We start from the raw sequence: 24,511 nt of genomic DNA, 5'->3' as shown, positions 1-24,511 counted from the left end.
TAAACGTTGTGCAACCGCACCCACGGCAGGCGATCGCGCACCTGACGCGCCAGCGCTGCACTGAGTTCGCCGCCACCGTTGAGCACATCGGTCAGGCTGGTGCATTGCTCGACACCGTCCTGTTCAATGAACTGCTGCAACAGCGCCGGGACGAATTTGACCACCGTCACCTGCTGCTCACGAATGGTCTGCACCACATACGCCGAATCGCGATTGCCGTCCGGCCGCGCCAGTACCAATCGCATCCCGGAACACAGCGGCCAGAAGATCTCCCACACCGAACTGTCGAAGCTGAACGGCGCCTTTTGCAGCAGCGCACCGTGTTCGGTCGGCGGACTGAGCTGCGAACCCCAATGCACCATGTTGCAGGCACTGCGGTGCTCGATCATCACGCCTTTGGGCAACCCCGTAGAACCCGAGGTGTAGATCATGTAAGCGAGGTTCGAAGCACTCAGGCCCGGCACCTGCAGATTGTCTGACGGCTGCTGCTCCCAACTGCCGTGATCAAGATTGATCATCGTCACACCCGACTCGCCGAGCAATTGCCGCGTGGCGCCATGCACCAGCAGTGCGACCGGCGCGCTGTCCTGCAGCATGTAGTTCAGGCGCTCCTGCGGATAGTCCGGATCCAGCGGCACATAAGCGCCGCCGGCCTTGAGAATTCCCAGCAGACCGACCACCAGATCCAGCCCGCGCTCGACACAGATTGCCATCCGCGCATCCGGCTGAACGCCGAGTTCACGCAGGTGATGGGCCAGGCGATTGGCGCGCTGATTGAGCTCGAGGTAAGTCAGGGTTCCCTGCGCGGATTGCAGCGCGATGGCGTCTGGCTTACGCCGCACCTGTGCTTCGAACAACGCGTGCAGTGGCGGGTCCAGCGGACAATCGACTTCGGTGGCGTTGAACGTGATCAGCAAACGTTGCAACTCCTCGGCTTGCAGGATCGGCAAGCGGTTCAACAGTTGTTGCGGAGTCTGCTCCAAGGCCTGTACCAGGCCGCTCAACGCGGTTTGCATGTAGCCGCAAATCCGTTGCGCGCCGATCTGCGCCACGGCCCTGCCGGTGAGGCGCAAGCCGTTGCCGTAATCATCCACGCTCATGGTCAGCGGGTAATTGGTGCGCTCCTCGTTGGCCAGGGTTTCGATGCCTTGCCAGGCCTGACTGGACGGCTCCAGCAATTCAGATTCGTCACTGTGCCGGTAGTTGAGCAGCGCGCTGAACAACGGTGACGGCGAGGCGACGCCGCTGCAGCGCTGAGCCAGTGCCAGCGACGCGTGCTCATGGCCGAGCAGCGCGGTCAGTCGCGCATGGGTGGCGCGCACGGCGTCCAGCACCCCGGCATCAACGTCGATGCGCAGCGGCAAGCTGTTGATGAACACGCCCAAGGCCCGGTCGGCGCCCTCACCGCCTTGCATGCGTCCCATCAGCACCGTGCCGAACACCACACGCTGCTGGCCGGACGTCGCCGCCAGCACCCGCGCCCACGCCAGATGAATCAGGCTCGCCACGCTGACCCCGGCCTGGCGTGCCTGGGTGCTCAGACGCTGATAGACGTCAGTCGGCAGCGCCTGCTGCGCTTCGTCGATGCCGCGTCCGTCGCCCTGCACTTCCTGCAGCCCGAATGGCAGGGTCGGCTCGTCGATGTCCGCCAGTTGCGCGCGGAAAAACGCCTCGTGTTCCTGCTCGCTGACGCCCAGCCGCGTCTGCGCCACGTAATTGCGATACGGCACTGGCGGCGCCAGCGCCACAGTGTGTCCGCACAGGCTGGCCTGCAGCTCGCCGCGCATCACTTCAAGGGCGATGTGGTCCATGGCCAGATGATGGAACAGCAGAATCCCCACCACTCGCTCCATAGCCGGATCACGGGCATACACCAGACGCATCAGCGGTGCCTGACTGACGTCGAGGCGATAGGCCCTGGCATTGAAGAGCGCGTGCAACTGCTCGATGACCGGGCCGTCAGCCGGATCCAGTTCGACCTCCTGCAACGGCACAATCGCCTCGCGCCACACCACTTGCACGGGGGTGGTCAGGCCTTCCCAGAGCACCGAAGTGCGCAGAATGTCATGGCGCGCCATGACCTCGCGCAGCGCCGCAGCGAAGGCCTCGACGCGTTCAAGACTGTCAAACGCCAGTTGCGATTGCAGCAGGTACGGATCGCCCTGCTCAGCGGTGATGTGGTGGTAGAGAATGCCTTCCTGCAGCGGTGCCAGCGAATAGATGTCCTGCACATTGGCGGCGCCACCCGGAACGCTGGCGACGATCCGTTCGATGTCCATCTGCTGCAGTTGTACCAGCGGCAACATCGCCGGCGTGATGTGCGTGCAATCGGCGGCGATGCGGTTGGCCGGCACTTCGATTTCCCGACCGCTGCCGACCGAAGCGGCCAGTGCAGCGAGCGTCGGCTGGCTGAACAGCACGCGCACGTCGCTGCTCAGATCGAGCTGACGCATGCGTTCAATCAGCATCACCGCCAGCAACGAATGCCCACCCAGTTCGAAGAAGTGATCGTGACGCCCGACCCGCTCCACTTGCAGGACTTCGGCCCAGATCTGCGCCAGGGCGATTTCGACCTCGCCTTGCGGTGCCTCGTATTCGCGGCGAATCAAATCTTCTGCCCCGGGCGCGGGCAGCGCCTTGCGATCAACCTTGCCGTTAGCGGTCAGCGGCAGCGCCGGCAGACGCACGTAGGCGTTCGGCAGCATGGCGCTGCTCAGGCGGGTTTTCAGGTGTGCGTGCAGTTCATTGATGTTCAACGGCACCCGCTCGGTGAACCACGCCAACAATTGTCCGTCGCGCACCAGCACCACCGCTTCGCGCACCGCTGGATGGCTGGTGAGTGCGCTCTCGATTTCCCCCGGTTCGATCCGGATGCCACGGATTTTCACCTGATCATCGTTGCGCCCCAGATACTCCAGATTGCCGTCGGCGCGCCAGCGTGCGAGATCGCCAGTGCGATACAGGCGCCCCCACGGCTCAGCGCTGAACGGATCACGCAGGAAGCGCTCGGCGCTCAGCTCTGCGCGGTTCAAATAACCGCGAGCCACGCCGGCCCCGCCGATGTACAACTCGCCGCTCACGCCCAGCGGCACCGGTTGCTGCTGTTCATCCAGCAGATACACCGTGGCATTGCTTACCGGTTTGCCGATGTGCAGCGCCTGCCCGACGTCGATGCGACCCGAGGTCGCCACTACAGTGGCTTCGGTCGGCCCGTAGTTGTTGATCACTTCGAAGGATTGTTGACGCGGGAACTGGCGCAGGCGATCACCACCGATCAGCAGCGTGCGCAACGTCGGGTGAGCGAGTTGGCGGCTGAACGCGTATTCGGCGATGGGGGTCGGCAAAAAGCTCACCTCCAGCGGCTGCGCACACCACCAGTCGAGCAGCGCATCGATGTCTTCGCCGCCCTCGCTGACCGGCGCCAGGTGCAGGGTCGCGCCCACGCACAGCGCCGGCCAGACTTCCCAGGCCATCGCGTCGAAACCGAAGCCGGCCAGGCTCGAGGTATGGCTGCCGGCGCGCAGGTCGAAAACGTCAGCGTGCCAATCGACCAGATTGCACAGGGTGCGGTGCTCGACCATCACCCCCTTGGGCAGACCGGTGGAACCAGAGGTGTAAATCACATAAGCGAGGTTGGCCGGGGTCAGCCCCGACACTTTCGGCGCGCCGACAGGCTCGGCGGACCAGCTCGGCTGATCCAGCTCGATCACCGGCACCGAGAGCGCCGGCAAATGCCCGCGCAGCGCACGCTGGGTCAGCACCGCGATGGGCGCGCTGTCCTCCAGCAGATAGCTCAGGCGCTCGGCCGGATGCGCCGGATCCAGCGGTACGTAAGCGGCGCCAGCCTTGAGAATCGCCAACAACCCGACCAGTGTGTCGAACCCGCGCTGGGCGATGATCGCCACCCGGTCATCCGGGCGCACACCGAGGTCGAGCAGATGATGAGCGAGCGCATTCGCACGTTGATTGAGTTCGGCATAGCTCAGGCATTGCCCTTGAGCAACCGCCGCCAGCGCCTGCGGCCGCAGCATTGCCTGCGCTTCGATACGCTGCGCAAGGGTGGTCGGCGCCGGGTAGTTCACCCGCGTGGCATTCCACTGTTGCAGCAGCGCGGTTTCCTCGGGCGTGCTCAGGTCGAAATCCGCCACCGGCAGGTTCACCGCCTCCAGCCCCTGCTCCAGAATCAACAACCAGCGTTCCGCCAGAGCCTTGACTTGATCGGCGCTGAAATATGCCTCGCTGTAGATCAGGTACAGGCGCGCGTCGTCGTTGGCAAGACTGCTCAGCAGGTGCACCGCCAGCGGTGTGGCCTCCTCGACGTTCGAGGCCTTGATGATCCGTCCCGATGCCTCGCCGTAGCGATAATCGTGAGTGCCCTGTTCGTAGGAAACCGTGACCTCGAACAGCTGCGAGCGCTCTTCGCGCAGTAAACCCAGGGCGCGGTTCATTTCACTCACGGGGAAGCGCTGATGGCGGAAATCCTTGCGCAGCTCATCACGGATCGCGCTCACCAGCTCAGCGAAGGTAGATTCGCGACCGAAACCCATGCGCACCGCGCTGACTTGGGCGAACAGCCCGAGGGTGGATTTGAAGCGCGCGCCGGAGCGGTTGAGAATCGGCAACCCCACCACCCATTCGTCACGCTGCGTGCTGCGACTGAAGTAGACATGCAGCGCCGCCAGCAGCACATGGAACGCCGAGGCACCGTACGCCCGGGCCACCTGCTTCATGCGCTCGTGCAGCAGCGTCGGCAAGGGCTGCGTGTAGACCTGCGTCTGCGCGGCGGGGCCGGTCTGGCGCTGCGGGTGCCGCGACAGCAACAGCGGTTCGGGCATCTGTCGGTACTTGTCCAGCCAGTAGGCGCGATCCTGCGCATAACGCGGCGACGCTTGGTAGCGCGCATTGTCTTCGATGAAGTCGATGTACGACGGCGCCGTGACTGGTGCCGGTTGGCCGTGCGCCAGCGCGTTATAGATCTCGTCCAGCGACTTGAACATTTCGCCGAAGCTCCAGCCATCGAAGATCAAGTGATGAGCCTGCACGGCTAACCAATGTCGCTGGTCATCGAGGTGGATCAACTGAAAGCGGAACAGGCAGCCGCCGTCCAGCACGAAGGGTTGATCGATGCGCGCCTGAACCAATAGTCGCGCCGCCGATTCAGGCTCGCCGTGCGTCGACACATCGTGAATCGGCATCGGCACTGCGACTGACCGGGCAAACTGCTGCAGCGGCAAGCCTGTTGCACCGGCGCCGGGCAACAGCACCGTGCGCATTGCGTCATGCCGGGCCACCAGCGCTTCCAGCGCGGCCTGCATCCGGGCCGGCTCCAGCGGGCCACTGAGGTCCATGTAGCCGCCGATGTTGTAAAGCGGCGAATCACCGCGACTCAGCTGATCCAGCCAGATATCCAGCTGCGCAGCGGTCAGCGGATACGTCTGGAGCGATGCGGACGGCGTGGCCACCGCAGGGGCGGAAATAGGCGGCATAAGATCCTTCTCAGGTGATTTTGCGCCTATTCAAGCATCGGCCCCGAGGCCGACATGACACCTGAAACCCGGACAACCTCGTCCCACGCGCCGGCCAGTCCGCGCTTGAACAGCCTTATTGGGTGGGAACCCACTAAAAGTTCGGAGAGGAAATACTGAAATTCTTGTAGGAAAAATGCCACACGCTGACGCCGCCATCGACCAGCGCAGTCAGCACATGAAAAGGTAACTGCCCCGGTTTTCAAGCCTTTGCCGTGACCGAACAGTCACGCAAAGCGCGACCGCTGTACCAGGCACCGTCAGAAGCCCGGCGCCAACTTTCAGAAATGATGGCACTTTGTGTCCCTGTTTTCCCCTACAGACGTAGGACAAATCCATAGGCTTAAATCCCGCCCCAGATCAGTTTCAAGGAGAGACGATTGCGTGGGCGGCTTTTGCATCAACAGCGGACGACTCGGTGATGACTCGGAACCAGGGATGACAAGGATATGAATCTGACCGGCAGCATTCGCAACATGGAAAACCCGCACTTCTACTGGCAACTGGGGGAACTGATTGCCAGCACCGGCGATGATCACTTCGCCAATAACCTGTTCCAGTTGGTCGACACCCTGGTGCCGGTCAATCGCGTCGACCTCAGCGAGTGGACGCTGGACGAACGTCAGGCCAGCGTGGTCGAGATCAAGGCGCTGGGCAGCGCCGGCCTGCCGCAGACCTTTCCACCGCCAGACCCGTTGACGAGTCCGGACGATCATCCGCTATTGCAGAAGATGATCGAGATGAATGATTCCCTGCTGATTCAACTCAAAGCCTCACTCCAGCCCCGCCATCCGCAGCACAGCGTGCACCAGTGCAATCTGGTGTCGCGCACCTCCAACCGCCGTTGTGTCATCTCGTTCTACCGACCGCATACGCAACGGGTGTTTTCCCTGCCGGAGCTGTCGTTTCTCAAAAGCCTGTCCGACACCCTGTTGCCGCTGATTGAACGGCACGCGCAACTCAGTCGACAGATCGTCGCCAAACAACCGCGCCTGCCCCTGGCCGATCTGGAGCAGGCGCCGTTGCAACAGGTGTTCGACGAGCGCCTGGCGCTGGGCGCCATTGTCCTCTCGGCCCGGGAAAAGGAAGTCTGCCTCGGGCTGCTGACCGGCGGCACCGTGCCGCAACTGGCCGAGCAGCTGCGGGTCAAGAGCAGTTCGGTCGAGACCTACCTCAAGCGTGCCACCGCCAAACTGGGCGTCAGCGGACGGCATGGCCTGGCGCGCTGGATGGCGGGGGCATAACGGCGAAGTCAGGCTTCAACGGTGTTCGCGAGGGGTGTGGAGACTGAGTCCCCGGGCACGTATTTTTTCTGCATGAGAGCGTTCGATGTTGCGCATGTCCCTGCTGTCCCTCGCCGTCCTGTTGGCCGGTTGTTCGTTGATTCCCGAGTACCAGCGCCCTGCCTCACCGAGCGCGGCGCAGTACCCGCAAGGTGCGGTTTACCCGACACAGACACCCGCCGCAGCGCGCACTGAAGACTGGCGCACGCTGTTCAACGACCCGGCGCTGCAACAGCTGATTGAAAGCGCGCTGGTGAACAATCGCGACCTGCGCGTGGCGGCGCTGAACGTCGAGGCGTTCCAGGCGCAGTACCGGATCCAGCGCGCCGATCTGCTGCCGGCGGTGTCGGCCAATGCCAGCGAGTCGCGCCAGCGCCTGCCGCCCAGCGTGACCCGCAGCAAAGCCATGATCAATTCGACCTATGCGGCGAATCTCGGCGTCAGTGCCTATGAGCTGGATTTTTTCGGCCGGGTGCGCAGCCTCAGCGAGCAGGCGCTGCAGACCTGGCTGGCGACCGAGCAGGCGCGGCGCAGTGCCGAGCTGAGTCTGGTGGCCAACGTCGCCAATGCCTACCTGACCTGGCGCGCCGATCAGGAGTTGCTCGAACTGACGCGCCAGACCCTCGTCGCCGATGAACAGAGCCTGCGCCTGACCACGCGCAACCGTGACGCCGGCAAGTCTTCGGCGCTGGAACAGGCGCAGGCCAAGACCAGCGTCGACAGTTCGCGGGCCAATCTGGCGCGCTACAAACGCCAGGTGGCGCAGGATCTGAACGGCCTGACGTTGCTGGTCGGCGCGCCCGTCCCCGAGCAACTGCCGGCGCAACCACTGGCCAGCGATCTGATCCGGCAACTGCCGGCCGGGTTGCCGTCGGATTTGCTGCAACGGCGCCCGGACATTCTCCAGGCCGAGTACCAACTGAAGGCGGCCAACGCCAATATCGGCGCGGCGCGCGCGGCGTTTTTCCCCAGTGTCAGCCTGACCGCCAGTGCCGGCACCTCCAGCCGCGATCTGTCCGGGCTGTTCAGCGCCGGCTCCGGCGCCTGGACGTTCCAGCCGCAAATCAACCTGCCGATTTTCAATGCCGGCAGCCTGCGCGCGAGCCTGGATTATTCGAAATTGCAGAAAGACGTCGCAGTCGCCGAATACGAGAAATCGATTCAGACCGCGTTTCAGGAAGTCGCCAATGGCCTCGCGGCGCGCAGCACTTATCAGCAGCAATTGCAGGCACAACGCGATCTGGTGCGGGCCACTCAGGACTACTACAACCTGGCGCAGCATCGGTATCAGAATGGCGTCGACAGCAGCCTGACGTTTCTCGACGCACAGCGTTCGCTGTTCAGTTCACAGCAGGGGCTGATCACCGATCGGCTGGCGCAACTGGTGGCCGAGGTCAACCTGTACACCGCGCTGGGCGGCGGCTGGCGGGCCGATGAGGCGAATTTTCATTAGCCTCCCGTCACTTTTTCTTACACCTTTTGTCGCCAGATCCTGCGCCACGCGGCGATCCGTGGCCGGCGTCTGCCGTCAGTTTGGTATCATGCGCCGCTTTTACGGTTAACCCCCCGCCAGTCCTGCCGACTGACGGGCTGCAAAAGGCGGTATTAGATGACGGCTTTGTTGACTCGCCGCAAGGTGCTTGCGGGAATGGGCGTGCTGGGCCTGGGCCTGCTCGCCGGCTGCGACACCCGTGGCCAACTGTCGTACAAGTACGGCAAGGACCTGAGCGACAAGATCCTCGGGCGCACCTTCAAGCTGAAGAACACCGACGGCGAAACCATGACGCTGTCGAGCTTCCGCGGCATGATGCCGATGATCTTCTTCGGCTTCACCCAATGCCCGGCCGTGTGCCCGACCACCCTCGCCCGCGCCGCGCAAATCAAGAAACTGATGGGCAAGGACGGCGACCGTCTGCAGGTGATCTTCATCACCCTCGACCCGGAACGCGACACGCCGCAGATCCTCGACAGCTATGTCAAAGCCTTCGACCCGAGTTTCGTCGCGCTGTACGGCACCGTCGAGGAAACCAAGGCCACGGCCAAGGAATTCGACGTGTTCTACGAGAAGGTCCCGGCGGGCGACACCTACACGATCTCCCACACGTCCACCAGTTACGTCTACGACTCGCGCGGCCAGTTGCGCCTGGGTCTGTCTGTATCGCTTTCGGCACAAGAGTGCACGGAAGATTTGCTCACCGTTATGGAGGTCTGCTGATGCACCCCGTTTTGAACAACATCAAACGCGCCGTTCTCGCTGTGTCCCTGCTGGGCCTGGCGTTTCAGGCTAGCGCTCAGACCAAGGTCGACGACGCCTGGGTGCGTGCGACCGTACCGACCCAATCGGCCAGCGGTGCGTTCATGACCGTCACCGCCGACAGCGACAGCAAACTGCTGAGCGTGGCCTCGCCGGTGGCCAAAGATGTACAGATCCACGAAATGACCATGAAGAACGACGTGATGAGCATGGGCCCGGTCAAATCGGTCGACCTGCCGGCCGGCAAAGCGGTCAGCTTCGACCCGAACGGCTACCACGTGATGCTGATGGGCCTGACCGCTCAGCTCAAGGAAGGCGAAAGCGTGCCGCTGACCCTGACCGTGGAAAACGCCAAGGGCGAGAAAGAAACCGTCGAAGTCAAAGCCGAAGTCCGTGCGCTGACGCACATGGAAGGCCACGATCACAGCAAGATGCATTGATCTGACTTGGCGGTAATAAAAAGGGGCGGCCTGATTGATGATCAGGTCGCCCCTTTTTTTATCGCACCTGTCAGCCGCGCTTGCGGGCCAGTGCGTTGCGCACGCTTTCTCTCGACATCCCCGAGCGTGAAGCCGCCGCAGTTTTCTCCACGGGCGCCGCAGCCAACTGCTGCTTGCGCTTCAACACCTGACTCCAGCGATAACCGAGATAACCGGCCGCCGCAAAGAACCCCAGCCAACCAGTGATCAGGTTGACCACTGTCCACAGCCCAAGGGTGATCAGTACGGTTTTCCAGGTGAACAGCTTCAGGCTGGCGCCGACAACATCCTCAGGCATCCACCAGCCGCTCGCGCAAAAACTCGATGAAACGCTGGGTCTTGGCCGGCAACAAGCGGGTTTCCGTCAGTGCGTATACCGCAATTGAATTGGACTGCCACTGCGGCAACACCCGGCATAACGCGCCGCTGGCCAGATCTTCGGCGGCAATGCCTTCGGCCAACACGGCGATTCCCTGATCAAGCATGGCCAGGCGCCTGAGCATGCCGACACTGTTGAGCTGAAAGCGTCCGGCGATTTCGACTTCAATCGTCTCTCCGGCCGTAGACAGGATCCAGTTGTCCGGCCTTGGCGTGCGCAAACGCAAGCACTCGTGCTTCACCAGATCACTCGGTTGCCGCGGCGTACCAAAACGCTGCAGATACCCCGGTGATGCATACAACCCGCGTCGCAACGTGGTGAGCTTGCGGGCGATCAGATTGGACGTCGCCGGCTCACCCATGCGGATCACGACATCCACCGGCTCGCTGACCAGATCCACCTGGCGTGGCGTAAGGTCGAAATCGAAGCTGATGCCCGGGTAATTCCCGGCAAATTCGGCGATCAGCGGTGCCAGATAAACGTTAGCGAAATCCACCGGCATCGACACGCGCAGCAGTCCACTGGGCTGCGCCAGCATTTCACCCAGTTGCTCGTGCGCCAGGCGCGCCTCCTCGACGATCCGCTTGCAGCGGTCAAAGTACAGCTGCCCGGCTTCAGTCAGTTCAAGCTTGCGCGTGGTGCGATGTAGCAAACGCAGGCCAATGGCCTTTTCAAGGCCGCTGATGCGCCGCGATAGAGTCGAATTGGGCATGCCCAGTGCCTCGGCCGCGCGACGAAAGCTGCGCACCTTCACTACCTCCACAAACAGCGCCATATCGTTCAAAAGCTCCACGGAAATTGCTCCATGAGTGGAATAGTCATTTCATCTTTAGCGGATTTATCCCGAAAACGGATTGATCAATGATAGCCACATCAATTACCGAGGAGCAGCAAAATGAGTTCGCTATTCACGCCCGTCCAGATGGGTCGCGTTGTACTTGAGAACCGTCTGGTGATGGCGCCGATGACTCGATCCCGTGCCGATGACGACGGCGTACCCAGTGATCTGGTCGCCACTTATTACACGCAGCGCGCCGGCGCCGGCCTGATCATCAGTGAAGGCGTGTATCCCGAGGCGACGGGAAAAGGCTACGTGCGTACTCCCGGGATCGAGACCGACGAACAGGTCAGCGCCTGGAAAAAAGTCACCGACGCGGTGCATGCTCAAGGCGGCCGAATTTTCATGCAATTGATGCACAGCGGACGAATCTCCCATCCGTCGCTGCAACCCCGCGGCGCCCTGCCCCTGGCACCGTCGGCGATCAAACCGGCTGGTCAGACCTGGACCTCGAATGGCCTGCAAGACTTCGTCACGCCGCATGCACTGAGCGTGGTCGAAATTGCCGCAGTGGTTGAAGGCTACCGTCAGGCAGCTCGCCGGGCGATTGAGGCCGGTTTCGATGGTGTTGAAGTGCATGGGGCCTCCGGGTATCTGCCAGAGCAGTTTCTCTCCTCTGGCAGCAACCAGCGCAGTGATGAATATGGCGGCTCGGTGGAAAACCGCGCGCGGTTCCTCCTCGAAGTGCTGGCGGCAGTTGCCACGGAAATTGGCAGTGATCGCGTGGGCTTGAAAATCTCCCCCGAGATGAATTTCAACGACATCATCGATGCCGACCCACAAGCAACGTACACCTATCTGGTCGAGCACCTGCACAGTCTCGACCTTGCTTATCTGCACGTCGCCTTGTTTGGCGCCAAGACCGACTATCACGCGTTGCTGCGGCCACTCTTCGATGGTCGCTACCTGATCGGTGGAGGACTCGATCAAGCTGCCGCCCAGGCGTTGATCGAAAACGCACAAGCGGATGCTGTGGTGTTCGGCAGTGCGTTCCTTGCCAACCCGGATCTGCCCGAGCGTCTGCGTCTCGGTGCCGAACTCAATGCACCGGACAAAGACACGTTCTACACCCCGGGCGCCAAGGGCTATATCGACTATCCGACATTGAGCCAAGCGTAAGGAGTCTGCCATGTCCGCCCGCGCCTCCTTGAAGTCCATGCGTCACGGCAGCCATTTCCGTGCCTTTTCTCTGCACGGCGGGCAGCCGGATGTCAGCATCGACCCGTTTCTTGCCGTAGACCATGCGTGGATCAGCGGGCCGACGTTTGCGCCCCACCCACACGCTGGGTTCAGCGCGGTGTCGTATCTGTTTGCCGACTCGCAAACCGCAATCGACAACCGTGATTCGCTGGGCAACCGCAACTTGATTCGACCAGGTGGCCTGCACTGGACAGCCGCCGGCAAAGGCATCGTTCACGAAGAGGTCCCGAACGAAAGCGGCAAGACCGTACACATGCTGCAAATTTTCATCAATTTGCCGCTCGCATTTCAGGAGGCTGCGCCTTTTGCCCTCAGTCTTGCCCCTGAAGACGTGCCGGTCTTGCGTTTGCCGGGGGCCGAAATCCGGGTGCCACTGGGTGCCTTTCTCGACACCCGCTCGCCGCTGGATCTGCCGACCGACGTAAGCCTGCTCGATATCAGCATCAAGCCGAGGCACGAAGTGCGGATTCCCGTTGCCAGCGGCGAGTCGGCGTTCGTCATGCCAATCGACGGCGACATCTGGATCGACGACCAGCGTTTCACCATCGACAACGCGCAGGTACCCGTGAGCCTGGCCATCGGCGAAGCGCACAGCATCACCCTGCGGGCTACAGATGCGCCCGCCCACGCCGTGGTGTTTCGTGGTGTGCCATTGCATCAACCGGTGTATTGGCAGGGGCCGCTGGCACTTGCCTCGTCAGACGCGCTGAGCCGGGCGGTTGCGGCCTATCAGCGCGGTGAGTTCGGAACTCTGCAACCCCGTTGAACCGTTCCATCGACCGGGGCGCCGTGCCCCGTAACATCTGCCAGGAGAGATACCATGAGTTACGAGAAATTCAGTGCCAATAATGCTGCCCTGCTGTTGATCGACCATCAGGTGGGCACCATGGGCTGGGTGAAATCCATTCCGTTCGAAGAACTCAAACGCAATGCCCTGATGCTCGCCAGAACCGCAAGCATTCTCAAACTGCCGGTGGTGCTGACGTCGAGTATGGAGGAATACGCTCAGGGTCCATTGCTCAGCGAACTTGAGACGATCCTGCCTGCCGAGTTCGCCGCACGAGTCAAACGCCTTGGCATCGTCAACGCCATGGATGATGAAAACTTTGCCGGCGCCGTCAAGGCGACCGGACGCAAGAAGCTGATTATTGCCGGGGTCACCAACGACGTCTGCACGGTATACCCGGCGTTGAGTCTGGTGCGCGACGGTTATGAAGTGCAGGTGGTTGCCGATGGCGGCGGATCGCCGAGCGTCATGGCCGACGATATCGCCTTGCGCCGCATGGACAAAGGGGGGGTGACCCTGACCACGACCAATCAGTTGATCGCCGAACTGGCCGGCAGTTGGGCAACCCCTGAGGGTGGCCAACTGGTGCAGGTGTTGATGGAAGCCTTGCAGTCCTGATCACTCAACTCAGGCAGCCGCCGCTCGGCGGCTGTTTTTATGCATCAGCTCCCCGCGCCACCATGCGCCTCTTCAAAGAAGTAATCCTTCCAGCTGCCGGCCTTGTTCTTCAGCACGCCCAGTTGCTGCAGTTTTTCGGCATAGATGAACGTACGTTGCGGCACTACCGTGAAGTCGATTTCCGGATCGGTGACGATCTGCTCGACCAGCGCCAGCGGCAGCTTCGACTGTTCGACGCGGATGTACGCCTGGGCGGCGGCGGGTTTGTCAGCCTTGATGATTTTTTCCGCTTCGGCCAGCGCATCGTAGAACGCCTTGTAGGTCCTGGGATTGTCGTCGTGGAATTTTTCAGTGGTGTAGAGCACGTTGAAGGTGGCCTGACCACCGAGCACGTCGTAGGAACTCAGCACTTTGTGCACGTTGGGGTTTTGCAGCGCCTGATACTGGAACGGCGGACTGGAGAAATGCGCGTTGATTTCCGAACCGCCGGCAATCAGCGCCGCCGTGGCGTCCGGATGCGGCAGGCTGACCGAGATGTCGTCAAATTTCTTGTACTGGTCATTGCCGAATTCCCTGGCCGTTTCGATCTGCAGGGTCCGCGACTGGAACCCCACGCCCGCTGCGGGTACGGCGATGCGATCCTTGTCGCTGAAATCCTTCAGGGTCTTGATGTTCGGGTTGTTGGTCAGCAGGTAATTGGGCATCGAGCCGAGCGAGGCAATAGCCTTGACGTTCTGTTTGCCACGGGTGCGATCCCACACGGTGAGCATCGGCGGCACCCCGGCGGAGACCACATCCAGCGCGCCGGTCAGCAGCGCTTCGTTCATCGCAGTGGCGCCGGAGATGCTGTTCCAGTCGACCTTGATCTCCAGCCCCTGCGCCTTGCCGTGTTTTTCGATCAGTTGCTGATCACGAACCACGTCGAGGATCAGATAACCGATGCCGAATTGTTGGGCGATGCTGATCTTGCCTTCGGCCTGCGCACCGCTGCTGAACAGCATGCTGCTCGCCAGAGATACGGCCAACAGAGTCAGCGCAGAACGTTTGAACGGTGTGGCCATGACAACCTCGCAGCAGGGGTGGATTTGTCTGAAAGGCCAAACTCTATCGCTATAAAAAACAGAAATTAAATACCGTTATCGAATATCCATAGCACGCTCGCATGGGCCGTCATGCGCTGATTTAAACAGCCTGAAACAATAAATCTGCCATCGGTTACACGCTGTGCGTCGACCGCTAGCGGGCTGACATCACCGCTGGTCACCGTCCTCAAGCCCTTTACCGCGCCTGCGCGAGCAGATCAGCCACGCGTTTAAAAGGGCGATCACACAGCCCACCCTTGGTATCATCGCGCACACTTTTATGACGGTTTGATGGCTGGAAGGTCTGTGTTTGTGAGCGTTCTTTTGCGTTGGTTGCGGCAACCGCATGCCCGCCTGTTTTCCCTGATTCTGCTGGTACTGATCGTACCGGTGTGCCTGCGCGCGGCGTTGGGCTGGTCGTCGCCGCTGGGCTATTTGTCCGACCTGGCGATTGGCAGTTTGCTGGTGATGTTGCTGCATCGCCGGGCGTGGTGGCTGGCGTTGCCCTTGCTGCTGTTCTGGGGGTTGCTGGCGGTGGCGACGGCGGAACTGGTCAGTGCTGTCGGCCGGCTGCCGAATCCTGCCGACCTGCATTACCTGATTGACCCGCAGTTCGTGGAAAACTCCACCGGTGGCGGCTTTGCCCATCCGGCGCTGGCTGTGGCGCTGTTGCTGGCGCTGCTGTTCTGGTTGCTGACGCGGTTCGCCAATCGCGCGCAACCCGCTGCTGCCCTGCCCCGTGCCGTGTGGGCCGCACCGGCGCTGCTGTTCGCCGCGCACTGGGGTGTGCAAAACCAGTGGCCGAGCGAGGAAGATCCGTGGCGCCTGTACAACCTGCCGCATCAGTTGCTCGCCTCACAAGTCGCCGATCTGCAGTTGCAGGCCGAGGAATGGCTGGACGGTGACGTCGAACCCGCCGCGCCACAGATGGCCGGGCTGACCGATCTGGATCTCAATGGCCACAAATTGCTGGCCGCGCCGGGGCAGGCGCGCAACGTGCTGATCATCGCCCTGGAAGGCATTCCCGGCGCGTACATCCGCGCCAATCGCGAGGCCATCGGCAGCCATTATCAGGAAGACCTGATGCCCAATCTCAGCCGCTGGGCCGAGCGCGGCATGAACACCCCGGATTACGTGCTGCATACGCACCAGACCATTCGCGGCCTGTACGCCATGCTCTGTGGCGATTACGACAAACTCAACAACGGCACGCCCAAAGGCGTGGAAATGCTCACCCAACAGGAGCGCAATCAGGCCTGCCTGCCGGCGCAGTTGCGCCAGCACGGCTTCAGCACCCACTACCTGCAAGGCGCCGGTCTGCGCTTCATGGCCAAAGACAAGATCATGCCGCACATCGGTTTCGATGCGACCCACGGTCTGGAATGGTTCTCTAACGCCAACTATCTGGAGTTTCCGTGGGGCAAGGATGACAAGGCGTTCTTTGAAGGCGCGCTGGATTACGTTGGTCAACTGAAGCAGCAGAAGCAACCGTGGATGCTCACCCTGTTGACCGTTGGCACCCACCAGCCCTACTCCGCGCCGGAAGACTATCTGGCGCGCTACGAGACACCGAAGCAGGCCGCTGTCGGTTATCTCGACGATGCGCTGGGGCAGTTCCTCAGCGGCCTCGAACGCCAGGGCGTGCTCAAGGACACGCTGGTGGTGATCACCTCGGACGAATCCCACGGCATCGATGGTGTGCGTCTGGCGTCGTCGTGGGGCTTCAACCTGACGCTGGCACCGGAACATGAGCAACTGCCGCGACTGAATGCCGGGGTGTACGGACATGTCGATCTGAGCGCATCGATCCTCGATTATTTCGACTTGCCAGTGCCGACGGCGCTGAGCGGGCGCTCGCTGTTTCGCGACTACGACAGCGGGCGCGAAATCATGTCCTACACCAACGGCAAACTGCGCTACCACAATGGTCAGGGGATCTTCTCCGAGTGCGACATGCCGCGCCGTTGCCGCTACTACGAAAGCGCCGGGTTCATTGCCGAGCGTGCCACCTTCAAGGGCAATGAAAGCAGCCAGCAGGCCCGGCAGATTGCCGCGCGGGCCATGGCGCTGGACCTGTCGCTGCTGCGCACCCCGCTCAATCAGCGTTACCAGTTCGGCAGCAATAATGTCATCCCGCTGCAGGCGCAGATCAACGATGACTGGGCCGACAACCTGATCGGCGCGCAGTACCTGGAAATGCCCAAGGGCTCGCACACCCGCGTGCGCCTGACCGTGCGCTCGGTGGACCCGCAGCAGGCGGCGTACATTCAGCTCAAGGCCAAGGAGTTCGAACAGGACGTGCAACTGGGCCTGCCGACCGAGATGGTCGCCACGGCGGACCAGCCGCTGGAGATGGATTTCAGCTTCGACAACCCGCAACAGCGCAAGGCCTTCTCGTTCCATTTGCTGGGCTATGGATTGGGCGCGGTCGAGGTCACGGATTTCAGTGTGATCACCGAATTGCCGGGGCAGGAAGATCCGCTGGATGCGCTGCCGGAGGATGACACCGCACAATCAAGCTGATGCCCGTGCAGGTGCTGCCGCAGGCTGCGATCTTTTGATTTCGTTTTTTCAGGATCAAAAGATTTCAGCCTGCGGCAGCTCCGACAGGGGGGCGAAGGGCTATCAGAACGTCGTGCGCAACCCGACCTGAATGCTGCGACCTTCTGCCGGTGCAATATCGCGCAGGATCGAACTGGCATAGCGCACGGTCTGGTTGGTCAGGTTCTCGGCGTTGACGAAGGCCAGCCATTTGCTCTGGCCGACATCAAAGTGATAACCCACATTGGCGCCCAGCGTGGTGTAGCCGTCGGTGCTGCTTTCGTTGTCTGGCACACGATGCTGCGAGCTGGCGTGTTCGATATCGATCCGCGCCTGCCAGCGATCCAGCTCCCACAGCAAACCACTGTTCAAGCGCAGCGGCGCGATGCGCGGCAGGTCCTGGCCGTTGTCGAGATTCTTGGCGCGGGTGTAATCGCCTGACAGCTCCAAAGCAAATTTGCCGTAGGCATTTTCGCCAAGCGTCCAGCGATCCTGCGCCTCGATGCCACTGAAACGTGCACGCACACCCGAGTAGGTGTATTCGGCAATCCCGCCAGCATCCTCTTCGCCTTCGTCATTCAGTGTACGGCCCGTGCCGAGCAAGCCGATGTAGTTGGAGAAGTGACTGTAAAACACACCGACACTGCCCTTGTGCGTGCCGTTGTCGAAGCGCAGTGCGAGGTCGCTGGACACGGCTTTTTCTTTCGACAGCCCGGCATCGCCGACTTCATAGGTGCCGGTCGCGACGTGAGCGCCGTTGGCGTACAACTCATAGAAGGTCGGCGCGCGTTCGGTGTAGCCCAATGTCGCGGCGACCGACCAGATCGGCGTCAGCGTGTACACCGCGCCGGACGACAGGCTGCCGGCGGTGAAACTGCTGGAGCGGTCGGCATTGGCAAAGCGCTCGTTGCCTTTGGCGTCCGGGTCGACGGTGGTGTGTTCGAGGCGTCCGCCGAGGGTGAACAGCAGGCGCTCAGTGGCTTGCAACTCTTCCAGAATGAACAGTGCGCCAGCGTCAGTATCGGTGTGCGGCACAAAGGCTTCTTCGCCCAGTGCCGAGAATTCGTTGCGGCTGACCTGGGCGCCGATTACCCCGTTGAACGGGCCCAGCGGTTGATGCCGGGCCTCGACCCGAGCTTCGTAACCCTTGTTCTTGAAGGTGGTACCGACTTCACCGCCCTCGATTTCCCGGTGCTGGTAATCGGTGTAGCCGGCATCGAGTTTGATCGAGCTGAACGGCCCGTCGAGATTGCGCATTTCCGAGGCGAACGCGTAGTGCTCCTGCTGCATGCGAATGCGCACGTCGTCTTCGGCGGGCGAGCCGTAGTTCGAATCGTAATGGCTGTAGGACAGACCGGCGTAACCGTCATCCCAAGTGTAGGAACTGCCGACGGCGCCGCCATCCTGACGACCGTCGCTGTTGGCGAGCCGATGCTTGCGCGAGTCGCCGTCGTCGTTGGCGCGCGCCGTGCCGGTCTTGGCGTAGCCGGGAATTTTCAGATCATTGAACTCCCGGGCGCTGGCGTCCAGGTGCAAAGCGAACTGACCGTTGCCGGCCTCGAGTTTCCCCGCGCTGCTGCGAGTGGTGTCGGCCCCGCCGTAACGCAACTCGCCGGCCCCGTGAATGCCTTCGATGGCTTCAGTGGGGATGCGGTTATCGAAGGTGTTGACCACCCCGCCGATCGCGCTGCCGCCGTACAGCAACGCCGCCGGGCCACGGACGATTTCAATGCGCTCGACGTTGACCGGGTCCAGCGGCACCGCGTGATCGTAGGACAGCGACGAGGCGTCCAGCGCGCCGACGCCGTTACGCAGGATGCGAATGCGGTCACCGTCCTGCCCGCGAATGATCGGCCGACTCGCGCCCGGGCCAAAGTACGACGAGGACACGCCGGGCTGCTTGTTCAGCGTCTCGCCGAGGCTGCCCTTCTGCTGCAACGTGAGGTCGTCGCCGCTGAGGACGGTCGAGGGCGATGCCAGGGTCTGGCTGCCCAGCGGATTGCCGGTGATGACTTGCGGTTGCATTTCGAGCGGCTCGGCGGCGAACACAGGTGAGGCAACAAGCAGTGCGGCGGCCAGAGGAGTCAGGCGTCGTTGAAGGGGTTGGGAACGGGCAGGCATTTCAGAACTTCCATGAGCAGAAAAATGAGATCGCTGCCGGCGTTTGGCGAGTAACGCTGGCAGAAACAGAATGAAATCTTTTTTATGTTATACAATAACATTTCTTTCTGTCATCACGATTCTCGCAATCCGTTTTGCAGCAAGCCCTCAAGCACGGGGATTTCAAGGTCGAATCAGACAATCATCCAACCTGCGCAACAGGCAAAAACGCTGAAAGACTGCGCCTATCAACCTCCAATAGTCGGCCTATTAGCTGGTTGCCCAAGTCGGGTCTAGCCTTACTAGTCCGAAGTCGGCATGAGCCGGCCGCACAAGACCTGATAAGGATCCGAACATGGCAAATGAATCGAAATGCCCGTTCAACCACGCTGCCGGTGGTGGTACGACGAACCGTGACTGGTGGCCGAATCAACTGAACCTGAAGATCCTCAGCCAGCACTCGCCCAAGTCCGATCCGCTGGGCAAGGACTTCAACTACGCCGAAGCTTTCAAGAGCCTGGACTTCCAGGCCCTGAAACAAGACCTGCGCGCGCTGATGACCGACTCGCAAGACTGGTGGCCAGCCGACTTCGGCCACTACGGCCCGCTGTTCATCCGCATGGCCTGGCACAGTGCCGGCACCTATCGCACCGCCGACGGGCGCGGGGGCGCCGGCTCCGGCCAGCAGCGTTTCGCCCCGCTCAACAGCTGGCCGGACAACGTCAGCCTCGACAAGGCCCGGCGCCTGCTGTGGCCGATCAAACAGAAATACGGTCGCAATATTTCCTGGGCCGACCTGATCGTGCTCACCGGCAACGTCGCACTGGAATCCATGGGCTTCAAGACCTTCGGTTTTTCCGGCGGCCGTCCCGATGTCTGGGAGCCGGATGAAGACGTGTACTGGGGTTCGGAACGCGAATGGCTCGGTGGCGACAGCCGTTACGGCAAAGACAAGTCAGCCATGCAGGAACCCGGGGACGGCACACTGGTGGCCGAACCCGATCTGCATGGCAAAGAGGAAAGCCGCACCGATCAGGGCGAACGCAACCTGGAAAACCCGCTGGCCGCCGTGCAGATGGGCCTGATCTACGTCAACCCGGAAGGTCCGGAAGGCAATCCCGATCCGGTCGCCTCGGGTCGAGATATCCGCGAAACCTTTGGCCGCATGGCCATGAACGACGAAGAAACCGTGGCCCTGATCGCCGGCGGTCACGCCTTCGGCAAAACCCACGGCGCCGGCCCGGCCGACAATGTCGGGCCTGAGCCGGAAGCGGCCGGACTGGAAGAACAAGGCCTCGGTTGGCGCAACGCATTCGGCACCGGCAAAGGCGCCGACACCATCACCAGCGGCCTTGAAGTCACCTGGACCACCACCCCGACCCAGTGGAGCAACAACTACCTGGAAAACCTGTTCGGTTTCGAGTGGGAACTGTTCAAGAGTCCGGCCGGTGCGCACCAGTGGAAACCGAAAAATGGCGCCGGGGCGGGCACCGTTCCCCATGCGCACGATCCGAGCAAAAAGCTCTCGCCGACCATGCTCACTTCAGACCTGGCGCTGCGCTTCGACCCGATCTACGAGCCGATTGCCCGACGCTTCCTGGCCAACCCGGACCAACTGGCGAACGCCTTCGCCCGCGCCTGGTACAAGCTGATCCACCGTGACATGGGCCCACTGTCGCGCTACCTCGGCCCGGAACTGCCGAACGAGGAACTGCTGTGGCAAGACCCGATTCCTGAGGCCACGCACCCGCTGATCGACAGCAACGACGCGGCGGCGCTGAAAAGCAAAGTGCTGGCGTCCGGGCTGTCGGTGTCGCAACTGGTGTCCACCGCATGGGCCGCCGCATCAACCTTCCGTGGTTCCGACAAGCGTGGCGGCGCCAACGGTGGCCGTCTGCGTCTGGCCCCACAGAAATTCTGGCAGGCCAATCAGCCGGAGCAACTGGACAAGGTGCTGAAAACCCTTGAGGGCATTCAGAACGAGTTCAACGCCGGATCATCCGGCAAGAAAGTCTCGCTGGCGGATCTGATCGTGCTGGCAGGTAACGCCGGGGTCGAACAAGCGGCGAAAAACGCCGGGCACTCGGTGTCGGTGCCGTTCAATCCAGGTCGAACCGATGCGACTCAGGAGCAAACCGATGTCGAGTCGTTTGGTTTCCTCGAACCGATTGCCGATGGTTTCCGTAACTACAGCAAAGGCAAATACACCGTTTCCGCCGAAGCATTGCTGATCGACAAGGCGCAACTGCTCACCCTCTCCGCCCCGGAAATGACCGTACTGGTCGGCGGTCTGCGGGTACTGGGGGCCAACGTCGGGCAAAGTCGGCATGGTGTGTTCACCTCGCGCGCTGAAACGCTGAGCAACGACTTCTTCACCAACCTGCTGGACATGGGCGTGGAGTGGAAGCCGACTTCACCGGCGGCAGACGAGTTCGAAGGACGCGACCGCAAGACCGGCAGCGTGAAGTGGACGGCGACGCGGGTGGATCTGGTGTTTGGTTCCAACGCGATTTTGCGCGCGCTGGCCGAGGTGTATGCGAGTGCTGACGCGAAGGAGCAGTTTGTGAAGGACTTCGTGGCGGCATGGGCCAAGGTGATGGAGCTGGATCGGTTTGACCTGAAGTAACGCAATAAACTGTAGGAGCTGCGGCACGCTGCGATCTTTTGATCTTGCTTTAAAAAACCAGAATCAAAAGATCGCAGCCTCGTTTCACTCGACAGCTCCTACAGGGTTTTGTGTTCGCCTGAAATATTGATCAGGCGAGCGTTACGCCAGGCTTTTGCTCACCACTTCGTACACATCACTCGACAACTGCCCAGAAGCCAGAATCCGCTCCAGCTCAACCTTCATCAAGGCCTGACGGGCGCTGTCGTATTTGCGCCAGCGGGTCAGTGGTGCCAGTTGCCGCGAGGCGATCTGCGGGTTGAAGCCGTTCAATTCGATCACCAGATCCGCGAGGAAGCGGTAGCCCGAACCGTCGGCGGCGTGGAAGTTGATCAGGTTCTGCCCGGCAAACGCACCGACCAGCGCACGTACCTTGTTCGGGTTCTTGATGTTGAACGCCGGGTGCTGCATCAACGCCTTCACCCGCGCCAGACCGCCCGGCAATGTGCTGCCGGCCTGCACACTGAACCACTGATCCATGACCAGCGGGTTGTCCTTGAAGTGCTCGGCGAAAGTTGCCAGCGCTTTGGCCTTTTGTTCTTCGAACGGCGAGTTGACCAGCACCGCCAACGCGGTGAGGCGCTCGGTCATGTTGTCGCTGTTTTCGAACTGTTCCTGTGTAGCGGCCAACACTTCCGGCTTGCCGCTGAGCATCAGGTACGACAGCGCAATATTCTGCAGCGCGCGACGGGCAAAGTGCTCGGCCTCGGCCACGTATGGCGTCTGCTTCGACAAATCGCGGTTGGCCTGATAACGCAGCCACAGCGCTTCAAACAGGTTGTCCGCCAGTTGCTTGCGGGCAAACTCGCGGGCGCTGTGAATCGCCTCGACATCCGCCACTTCGCTGATTTCGGTCAGATACGCTTCGCTTGGCAGCGAAAGCATTTCAGCGACCATGGCCTGATCCAGCGACTCGTCGGACAGCACGGTTTTCAGCGCCGAGATCAGACGTGGATCAAGCACCAGGCTTTCGCCCTTCTGCTGCTGGGTGATCAATTCCTGCAGCACTCGCACCGACAGTTGCTGACCGGCATCCCAGCGGTTGAAGCCATCGCTGTCGTGCTGCATCAGGAACATCAACTGGTCGCGGTTGTACGGGAAGCTCAGTTTGACCGGCGCCGAGAAACCACGGAGCAACGATGGCAGCGGGTGTTCAGCGATGTCGACGAAGGTGAACGTCTGCTCGGCTTCAGTCACCGAGATCACACGGCTGGTACCTTGCGCTGCCGCTTCACCGGCCAGACGCAGGACAATCTCGTTGCCCTTGCTGTCGAGCAGGCCCAGTTCGACCGGGATCACGAACGGCAGTTTTTCCACTTTGTCCGGCGTTTCCGGGCAGCTCTGACGGAAGGTCAGGCTGTAGGTTTTCGCCGCAGCGTCGTAGGACTCGCTGACCGCCAGACGCGGCGTGCCGGCCTGGCTGTACCAGCGCTTGAACTGGGTCAGATCGACACCGTTGGCATCTTCCATGGCCTTGACGAAATCGTCGCAGGTCACGGCCTGGCCGTCATGGCGATCGAAGTACAGGTCACTGCCCTTGCGGAAGCCTTCGGCGCCCAGCAGGGTGTGAATCATGCCGACCACTTCCGAACCCTTTTCGTACACGGTCAGGGTATAGAAGTTGGAAATCTCGATGAAGCTGTCCGGACGCACCGCATGGGCCATGGGACCGGCATCTTCGGCGAACTGGTGGGTACGCAGGTACGCCACGTCCTGAATGCGCTTGACCGTGGCCGAGTTCATGTCCGAAGAGAAACCGGCGTCGCGGAACACGGTGAAGCCTTCCTTGAGCGACAGCTGGAACCAGTCGCGGCAGGTCACGCGGTTGCCCGACCAGTTGTGGAAATATTCGTGGGCGACAATCGCCTCGACCCGCTGGTGCGCGGCGTCGGTGGCGGTTTCGGCGCGGGCCAGCACGGCGCTGGAGTTGAAGATATTGAGGCCCTTGTTCTCCATCGCGCCCATGTTGAAGTCGTTGACGGCGACGATCATGAAGATGTCCAGGTCGTACTCGCGACCGTAGACCTGTTCATCCCAGCGCATCGACTTCTTCAGGCTGTTCATTGCGTGCTGGCACTTGTCGATGTTTTCCGGCTCGACGTAAATGCGCAGTGCAACATTGCGATTGGTCATGGTGGTGAAGGTGTCTTCGACACACCACAAATCACCGGCCACCAGCGCGAACAGGTACGCCGGTTTCATGAACGGGTCTTCCCAGGTCGCCCAGTGTCGGCCGTCTTCGCCCGGGCCGGAGGCAATCGGGTTGCCGTTGGACAGCAGCACCGGGTAGCTGTGCTGCTCGGCGACCACCGTGGTGGTGAACTTGCTCATCACGTCCGGGCGGTCGAGGTAATAAGTGATCTTGCGGAAGCCTTCGGCCTCGCACTGGGTGCAGAACATCGTGCCGGACTTGTACAAGCCTTCCAGCGCGGTGTTGGTTTCCGGGTGGATTCTGACGCTGGTGTCGACCGTGAAGCTGGCGCTGGCCGGCTGCAGGGTCAGGGTGTTTTCAGTCAGCTGATAATCGCCGGCGCCCAGTGCCTGGTCGGCCAGGGTCACCGACAGCAGTTCCAGTTGCTGGCCGTCGAGTACCAGTGGCGGCAGGCCCGGGCCACGCTCCGGGTTGCGGCGCATCACCAGTTGCGCGTGGACCAGGCTGTGGTCCTCGAACAGCTCGAAGGTCAGGTGCGTCTCGTCGATCAGGTACTCGGGCGCCTGATAGTCCTTCAGGTAAATCATCTTCGGTTGTTCGGTGCGCAT

15 protein-coding genes (1 of these 15 cut by a window edge) are annotated in these 24,511 nt (G+C 61.6%); 9 read left to right on the top strand and 6 right to left on the bottom strand.

Annotation, left to right across the window (positions count from 1 at the left end):
- On the bottom strand, positions 1–5,486 hold the 5' portion of the coding sequence (locus HXW87_RS15420) for a non-ribosomal peptide synthetase (RefSeq protein ID WP_275588678.1). Its footprint begins 22 nt before the window's first position; only the first 5,486 of its 5,508 coding nucleotides appear in the window; the start codon lies at positions 5,484–5,486; the stop codon falls past the left edge of the window.
- A gap of 488 nt (positions 5,487–5,974) precedes the next feature.
- On the opposite strand from HXW87_RS15420, the gene HXW87_RS15415 reads away from it, so the two are divergent.
- The 4 genes from HXW87_RS15415 (at position 5,975) to HXW87_RS15400 (ending at position 9,502) form a co-directional block, all read left to right on the top strand.
- Positions 5,975–6,769 (top strand): helix-turn-helix transcriptional regulator, encoded by a 795-nt coding sequence (locus tag HXW87_RS15415; RefSeq protein WP_041067206.1) that lies wholly within the window; start codon positions 5,975–5,977, stop codon positions 6,767–6,769.
- Between the two features lie 85 nt (positions 6,770–6,854).
- Positions 6,855–8,261, top strand: a complete 1,407-nt coding sequence (locus HXW87_RS15410) for an efflux transporter outer membrane subunit (RefSeq protein ID WP_275588677.1) — start codon at positions 6,855–6,857, stop codon at positions 8,259–8,261.
- A gap of 156 nt (positions 8,262–8,417) precedes the next feature.
- Entirely contained in the window at positions 8,418–9,023 is a 606-nt protein-coding gene (locus tag HXW87_RS15405) for an SCO family protein (protein ID WP_041067212.1), read from the top strand.
- A complete protein-coding gene (locus tag HXW87_RS15400; RefSeq protein WP_047293742.1) occupies positions 9,023–9,502 on the top strand; it encodes a copper chaperone PCu(A)C in 480 nt (159 codons plus the stop codon). The genes HXW87_RS15405 and HXW87_RS15400 overlap by 1 nt, the downstream gene beginning before the upstream one ends.
- 70 nt (positions 9,503–9,572) lie before the next feature.
- Here HXW87_RS15400 and HXW87_RS15395 read toward each other — a convergent pair whose 3' ends face one another.
- Together HXW87_RS15395 and HXW87_RS15390 are read right to left on the bottom strand one after the other, a co-directional pair.
- Positions 9,573–9,839 (bottom strand): hypothetical protein, encoded by a 267-nt coding sequence (locus HXW87_RS15395; RefSeq protein ID WP_239776499.1) that lies wholly within the window; start codon positions 9,837–9,839, stop codon positions 9,573–9,575.
- On the bottom strand, positions 9,832–10,713 hold the full coding sequence (locus HXW87_RS15390) for a LysR family transcriptional regulator (protein ID WP_047293740.1): 882 nt from the start codon (positions 10,711–10,713) through the stop codon (positions 9,832–9,834). The genes HXW87_RS15395 and HXW87_RS15390 overlap by 8 nt, the downstream gene beginning before the upstream one ends.
- 102 nt (positions 10,714–10,815) lie before the next feature.
- Here HXW87_RS15390 and HXW87_RS15385 point away from each other — a divergent pair, with 102 nt between their 5' ends.
- The 3 genes from HXW87_RS15385 to HXW87_RS15375 are packed head-to-tail and all read left to right on the top strand — an operon-like array spanning position 10,816 to position 13,363.
- Positions 10,816–11,877 carry an alkene reductase gene (locus HXW87_RS15385; RefSeq protein ID WP_239776498.1) on the top strand — a complete coding sequence of 354 codons (1,062 nt, stop codon included), beginning with the start codon at positions 10,816–10,818 and terminating at the stop codon, positions 11,875–11,877.
- 10 nt (positions 11,878–11,887) lie between these two features.
- Entirely contained in the window at positions 11,888–12,724 is an 837-nt protein-coding gene (locus tag HXW87_RS15380; protein WP_047293736.1) for a pirin family protein, read from the top strand.
- Positions 12,725–12,778: 54 nt separating this feature from the next.
- Entirely contained in the window at positions 12,779–13,363 is a 585-nt protein-coding gene (locus HXW87_RS15375; RefSeq protein ID WP_041067227.1) for an isochorismatase family protein, read from the top strand.
- 44 nt (positions 13,364–13,407) lie between these two features.
- Here HXW87_RS15375 and HXW87_RS15370 read toward each other — a convergent pair whose 3' ends face one another.
- The gene (locus HXW87_RS15370; protein ID WP_239776497.1) at positions 13,408–14,424 is read right to left on the bottom strand and encodes an ABC transporter substrate-binding protein; all 1,017 of its coding nucleotides are present in this window, start codon (positions 14,422–14,424) and stop codon (positions 13,408–13,410) included.
- Between the two features lie 312 nt (positions 14,425–14,736).
- Between HXW87_RS15370 and HXW87_RS15365 the strand changes: the two genes are divergently transcribed.
- The gene (locus HXW87_RS15365; protein ID WP_239776496.1) at positions 14,737–16,968 is read left to right on the top strand and encodes an LTA synthase family protein; all 2,232 of its coding nucleotides are present in this window, start codon (positions 14,737–14,739) and stop codon (positions 16,966–16,968) included.
- A 102-nt stretch (positions 16,969–17,070) separates the two neighbouring features.
- Here HXW87_RS15365 and HXW87_RS15360 read toward each other — a convergent pair whose 3' ends face one another.
- On the bottom strand, positions 17,071–19,107 hold the full coding sequence (locus tag HXW87_RS15360; protein WP_239776495.1) for a TonB-dependent receptor: 2,037 nt from the start codon (positions 19,105–19,107) through the stop codon (positions 17,071–17,073).
- A gap of 334 nt (positions 19,108–19,441) precedes the next feature.
- Between HXW87_RS15360 and katG the strand changes: the two genes are divergently transcribed.
- Positions 19,442–21,712 carry a catalase/peroxidase HPI gene (katG, locus tag HXW87_RS15355; protein ID WP_239776494.1) on the top strand — a complete coding sequence of 757 codons (2,271 nt, stop codon included), beginning with the start codon at positions 19,442–19,444 and terminating at the stop codon, positions 21,710–21,712.
- Positions 21,713–21,853: 141 nt separating this feature from the next.
- Here katG and pepN read toward each other — a convergent pair whose 3' ends face one another.
- Positions 21,854–24,511, bottom strand: a complete 2,658-nt coding sequence (pepN, locus tag HXW87_RS15350) for an aminopeptidase N (protein ID WP_239776493.1) — start codon at positions 24,509–24,511, stop codon at positions 21,854–21,856.

Source organism: Pseudomonas sp. Y5-11 (assembly GCF_022368695.1).
Taxonomy (GTDB): Bacteria; Pseudomonadota; Gammaproteobacteria; order Pseudomonadales; family Pseudomonadaceae; genus Aquipseudomonas; species Aquipseudomonas parakoreensis.
Note: the sequence above shows the minus strand (reverse complement) of the source record. Positions and strands in the feature narration are given on the sequence as shown.